Origin of the sequence: Massilia sp. CT11-108, assembly GCF_047302915.1 — a bacterium.
In the GTDB taxonomy this organism is placed as follows: Bacteria; Pseudomonadota; Gammaproteobacteria; order Burkholderiales; family Burkholderiaceae_D; genus Telluria; species Telluria orientalis.
On record NZ_JBKYMO010000455.1, the window covers coordinates 1 to 4384 of the forward strand.

The following is a 4384-nucleotide window of genomic DNA, read 5'->3' on the forward strand; positions in this document are numbered from 1 at the left end:
TGGCGGAGAGGGTGGGATTCGAACCCACGGTACGGTCACCCGTACGCCTGATTTCGAGTCAGGTACATTCGACCACTCTGCCACCTCTCCTGGTAACCGGTCGCTTGTATTCGCGTGAGGCCGCATTATAGACGGCCTCCAGCGAAAACGGAAGGGCTATTTGATCACGCCGCCGGTGCCAGTCGCTCCAGCCCGCCCATGTACGGGCGCAGCACCTCCGGGATCACGACGCTGCCATCCGCCTGCTGGTAATTCTCCAGCACGGCGACGAGCGTGCGGCCCACGGCCAGGCCCGAACCGTTCAGCGTGTGCAGCAGTTCCGGCTTGCCCTTGGCGTTGCGGAAGCGGGCCTGCATGCGGCGGGCCTGGAAATCTTCGCAGTTCGACAGCGACGAGATCTCGCGGTACGTGTTCTGCGCCGGCAGCCACACTTCCAGGTCATAGGTCTTCGCGGCCGAAAAGCCCATGTCGCCCGTGCACAGCTGCATCACGCGGTACGGCAGCCCCAGGTTCTTCAGGATCGTCTCGGCCTGGCCCACCATCTCTTCCAGCGCGTCGTACGACTGTTCCGGATGCGCGATCTGCACGAGCTCGACCTTGTCGAACTGGTGCTGGCGGATCATGCCGCGAGTGTCGCGGCCGTAGCTGCCCGCTTCCGAGCGGAAGCACGGGGTGTGCGCCGTCATCTTGATCGGCAGGGTGTCAAGCGCGACGATCTCGTCGCGCACCATGTTGGTCAGCGACACTTCCGACGTCGGAATCAGGTAGAAATTCTCGCCCTCGCCTTCCGCGCCGCCCTTTTTCACCGCGAACAGGTCTTCCTCGAACTTCGGCAGCTGGCCCGTGCCGCGCAGCGAATCCGCGTTGACCATGTACGGGGTGTAGCACTCGGTGTAGCCGTGCTGGCCCGTGTGCGTGTCCAGCATGTATTGCGCCAGCGCGCGGTGCAGGCGGGCGATGCCGCCTTTCATCACGGCGAAGCGCGAGCCCGTCAGCTTGGTCGCGGTGTCGAAATCGAGGCCCAGCGGGCTGCCGACGTCGACGTGGTCCTTGACTTCGAAATCGAAGGCGCGCGGCGTGCCCACCTTGCGGACTTCCACGTTGCCCGACTCGTCCTGGCCCACCGGCGTCGACGGGTGCGGCAGGTTCGGGATCGCGGCCATGAAGTGCGCCAGCTGGTCCTGCACCTGGGCGAGCGCGGTTTCGTTGGCCTTCAGCTCGTCGCCGATGCCGGCCACTTCCGCCATCACGGCGCTCGTGTCCTCGCCCTTGCCTTTCAGCATGCCGATCTGCTTGGACAGCGAGTTGCGCTTGCCCTGCAATTCCTCGGTGCGCGTCTGGATCGCCTTGCGCTCGGCTTCGAGGGCGCTGAAGCCGGCGACGTCGAGCTGGTACTTGCGGCTCGCGAGGCGTGCGGCGACGTTGTCGATGTCTTTGCGGAGGAGTTGAATGTCTATCATTGTCGGGATTGTCGCAGGGTGGGATATCGAAACCGCAATTGTACCAAGTCGTAGGCGGCGCATGTCCTCATCCGCGCGCCGATCTTTTGGGCATGCACGACAGTCCAATGGCCAGGAGGCCGTCCATGGATGTCGACTGGGAAACGCTGTTTACGTTCAGCTTGCCGCCGCTGGAACTGTTCGTGCGCGGCACGCTGACGTACCTGTTCCTGTTCTGCCTGTTCCGCTTCGTCGTGCGGCGCGACGCCGGGGCGCTGGGCCTGTCCGACCTGCTCGTGCTGGTGATCATCGCCGACGCCGCCCAGAATGCCATGGCCGGCGACTACCTCTCCATCGTCGACGGTTTCCTGCTGATCGGCACCATCATCGGCTGGAGCTACGGCCTGAACTGGCTGAGTTACCGCTTTCCCCGCTTCCGCCGGTTCGCGCTGGCGCCGCCGATCTGCATCATCAAGGATGGCGTCAAGCAGGACGCCGCGCTGCGCCGCGAGCTGATCAGCGACGAGGAATTGCGGGCCATGCTGCACGAACACGAAGTGGAGGACATCGCCCAGGTCCGGCGCGCCTGGCTGGAGCCGGACGGCCAGTTGACGGTGCTGCGCCGGCGCGGATCGCGCGACGATGGCGGCACGGGCGGCCAGCCGCGCCGCGGGTTGTAGTCAGTCCGCGCGGGCGTCGTCGTCCAGGCTGCGCAGCCACGCCAGCTTTTCCGCGATCTTCGCCTCGATCCCGCGCGGCACCGGCTGGTACCAGCCCGGCTCCGGCATGCCGTCCGGCAAATAGGTTTCGCCGGCCGCGTACGCATGCGGCTCGTCGTGCGCGTAGCGGTATTCGTGGCCATAGCCCAGTTCCTTCATGAGCTTGGTCGGCGCGTTGCGCAAATGGACGGGCACTTCGCGCGATTTGTCCTTGCGCACGAACGCCATCGCGGCATTGAACGCGTTGTAGCCGGCATTGCTCTTGGCGGCGATGGCGAGGTAGATGACGGCCTGGCCCAGCGCCAGTTCGCCCTCCGGCGACCCGAGGCGCTCGTAGGTCTCGACCGCATCGTTCGCGAGCTGGATGGCGCGCGGGTCGGCGATGCCGATGTCTTCCCACGCCATGCGGACGATGCGCCGCCCCAGGTATTTCGGATCGGCGCCGCCGTCCAGCATCCGGCACAGCCAGTACAGCGCGGCGTCGGGATGCGAGCCGCGCACGGATTTGTGCAGCGCGGAGATCTGGTCGTAGAAATTGTCGCCGCCCTTGTCGAAGCGGCGCGCGTTCAGGGTCAGCGCGTTCTCGACGAATTCGCGCGTGATGTGGGTCGTCTGCGCCGTGTTGGCCGACGTTTTCGTCTGCTCCAGCAGGTTCAGGAAGCGGCGGGCGTCGCCGTCCGCGTAGCCGATCAGCGTTTGCACGGCGACGTCGTCGAACTGCAGGTGCGCCAAGCCGCCCTGCTGGCGCGCGCGTTCCAGCAACTGGCGCATCTCGTCGTCGTTCAGCGCCTTCAGCACGTAGACCTGCGAGCGCGACAGCAGTGCCGAATTGACTTCGAAGGACGGGTTTTCCGTCGTCGCGCCGATCAGCGTGACGAGGCCGGATTCGACGAACGGCAGCAGCGCGTCCTGCTGCGACTTGTTGAAGCGGTGGATCTCGTCGATGAACAGGATCGTGTGGTGGCCGGACGCCAGGTAGTGCTCGGCCTGTTCGATGGCGGCGCGGATGTCCTTCACGCCCGACAGCACCGCGGACAGCGCGATGAATTCGCAGTCGAACGCGTTCGCCGTGAGGCGCGCCAGCGTGGTCTTGCCGACGCCCGGCGGGCCCCACAGGATCATCGAATGCGGCCGGCCCGACTTGAACACGAGGTTCAGCGGCTTGCCCTCGCCCAGCAAATGGCTTTGGCCGATCACCTCGGCGATCGTCTTCGGGCGCAGGCTTTCCGCCAGCGGGGCGGCGGGTTCGGTCTTGAAAAGGTCATCCATGGGCTGCGTTGTTATAGTTCATCTTGCCTATGTATGGCCGGCGCGTTGAAAGCGCAAGTGGCTTACTGCAAGGGGTCTACTGATTAACGACCTCCGCACCTTTCGGCACGTCGAACTTGAACGTCTGCGCGCCGAGCGCCGGGTTGCGCTGGACGTTCGTGAATTTCAGCAGCACGGTCTGGCCGAAGTTGTCCTTCAACTCCATCGCCTGCGGGAAGCCGTCCTTGAGGCCGATGCCGATCTGTTCGAACGTCGTGTCCTTCGATTTCGGCGTCGCGTTCAGCCATTCCAGGCCGTCGTGCGTGCCCGCTTCGGCCAAGGTGAAATTCTTGTCCAGGTCATTGCTGCCGAACAGGATCGCGGCCGGCGAGCTGCCCAGCGCGCCGCCCAGCTTGCGCGTCGTGACCTGGTTCAGGTCCTTGTCGTACAGGTACAGCGTCTCGCCGTCGGCCTGCAGCAGTTGCTCGTACGGCTTCTGGTACGTCCAGATGAATTTGCCGGGGCGCGCGAACACGAAGGTGCCGCTGGACGTCTTGCCGGTCTTGGTCTTCATGACCTGCGTCTGGGTAAACTCGCCGCGGGCGGATTTGGTGCCCGACACGAAGGATTTGAACTGGTCGAGGGCGGTGGCGTGGGCCGCGCCCGCGATCAGGAAGGTGGTGGCGATCAGTGTTTGTTTCAGTTTCTGTTTTACCATGGTCATTCCGCGTTCGTTGCAGGCACCAGGATGTCCCGGTTGCCGTTCGACTGCATCGGCGACACGATGCCGCTTTGCTCCATCTGCTCGAGCAGGCGTGCGGCGCGGTTGTAGCCGATGCGCAGGTGGCGCTGCACCAGCGAGATCGACGCCCGGCGGTTCTTCAGCACCACGGCCACGGCCTGGTCGTACATCGCGTCGGACTCGCCGCCGCCTTCGCCGGCCGGCATCCACTTGATTCTCGCGACGCAGCGCCCGTC

5 protein-coding genes and 1 tRNA gene are annotated in these 4384 nt (G+C 65.1%); 1 reads left to right on the plus strand and 5 read right to left on the minus strand.

Features of this window, described 5'->3' with window-relative positions; genetic code table 11:
* A tRNA-Ser gene (locus ACEN88_RS25165) sits at nt 1-90 on the minus strand.
* A gap of 74 nt (nt 91-164) precedes the next feature.
* Nucleotides 165-1460, minus strand: coding sequence for a serine--tRNA ligase (gene serS / locus ACEN88_RS25170; protein ID WP_413344082.1), 1296 nt, complete (start codon nt 1458-1460; stop codon nt 165-167).
* Nucleotides 1461-1585: 125 nt separating this feature from the next.
* Between serS and ACEN88_RS25175 the strand changes: the two genes are divergently transcribed.
* A complete protein-coding gene (locus ACEN88_RS25175; protein ID WP_413344084.1) occupies nt 1586-2119 on the plus strand; it encodes a DUF421 domain-containing protein in 534 nt (177 codons plus the stop codon).
* On the opposite strand, the gene ACEN88_RS25180 is transcribed toward ACEN88_RS25175, so the two are convergent.
* The 3 genes from ACEN88_RS25180 to ACEN88_RS25190 form a co-directional block, all read right to left on the minus strand.
* Nucleotides 2120-3427, minus strand: coding sequence for a replication-associated recombination protein A (locus ACEN88_RS25180; protein WP_413344086.1), 1308 nt, complete (start codon nt 3425-3427; stop codon nt 2120-2122). It lies immediately after the preceding gene.
* 76 nt (nt 3428-3503) lie between these two features.
* The gene (lolA, locus tag ACEN88_RS25185; RefSeq protein ID WP_413344088.1) at nt 3504-4124 is read right to left on the minus strand and encodes an outer membrane lipoprotein chaperone LolA; all 621 of its coding nucleotides are present in this window, start codon (nt 4122-4124) and stop codon (nt 3504-3506) included.
* Nucleotides 4125-4126: 2 nt separating this feature from the next.
* On the minus strand, nt 4127-4384 hold a 258-nt coding region (locus ACEN88_RS25190), incomplete at its 5' end, for a DNA translocase FtsK (protein WP_413344090.1).